The organism is Mesorhizobium sp. M7A.F.Ca.US.002.01.1.1 (assembly GCF_004022955.1).
GTDB lineage: Bacteria > Pseudomonadota > Alphaproteobacteria > Rhizobiales > Rhizobiaceae > Mesorhizobium > Mesorhizobium ciceri.
Genome location: NZ_RZQE01000958.1, coordinates 1 through 905, shown reverse-complemented (window position 1 = coordinate 905; position 905 = coordinate 1). Strand labels below are relative to the sequence as shown.

The window sequence follows — 905 nt, the reverse complement described above, 5'->3', positions numbered from 1 at the left end:
GCGCGCACCTGGGCGGCGCCGACATCGATGCCGATCGCGTAGCCGGCACCTGGACCGATGCCGTAGATCGTCGCCGTGCGGCCAATGGCGCCGCGCTCAATCCCACGCGAGGCGACGAGGCCGAGCGCGCTCAGCTCCGACACCGCCGCCGACATGGTAGGCTTCGACAGGTCGAGCATGGCGCCGAGCTTTGGCCGCGTCACCGGCCCGTGCGAGGCAAGCAGGCGCAGCACCGCCCGGGCGCTGTCGGTCAGATTGGGGATTTCCGCAGCCGCCATCTCAGCCGTTCGACCTTTGCCTGAAATCCTGTCTCCGGTCGGCGAAAGCGCATTCGCTGCCCCGACTCGAAAGCCATATCCTGTCCTCAATGCCTCATTGCTGACCGGTTTGGCAATTTCCGCGATGTCCGGACAAGGACGTCAGACTTCGGTCGGCGACCACGGCTTCAGCTTGGTATCGGTCTGGCGGTAGCGGAACACGATGTCGGTGAGGCCGGCCGCGTCCTGCATGTCGCCGACAATGAGCTGGATGGCGATGATCTCCAGTATGGCATCAGCGATGGCGTTGCCGAGCGCGGGAATCGAGATCACCACCAGCCTGTCGGCTGGAGCGACATCGCTGCGCCGCGTCACCAGCACCGAGGGGCAGCCCAGCGCCGCAAGATCCTGCGCGATCTTCACCTCGCGACCGTCGCCGATGGCGATCAGTCCGGTCGCCGCATCCTGCGATTCCATCGGCCCGTGCAGATAGTTCAGCGTGTCCCATCCCGATGCCGGCACCCGCACCGCCTCGCGTATCAGCATCGCCGCCTCGCCGGCATTGGCGAAGCCGACACCGGCGCCGACGATGTCGATGGATGTTCTGCCCTGCAGCAGCCGGGCCGCCTGCCCGGCAGCGCTTTGCGC

General features: G+C 67.0%; 1 protein-coding gene and 1 pseudogene. Both read right to left on the bottom strand.

What is annotated here, in order from left to right; all coding sequences use genetic code 11:
• Positions 1–278, bottom strand: a 278-nt coding sequence (locus EN932_RS37040) for a helix-turn-helix domain-containing protein (RefSeq protein WP_164890889.1), incomplete at its 3' end; no start/stop codon positions are given.
• Between the two features lie 141 nt (positions 279–419).
• Positions 420–905, bottom strand: a pseudogene (locus tag EN932_RS37035) (sugar isomerase); the annotation flags it as partial.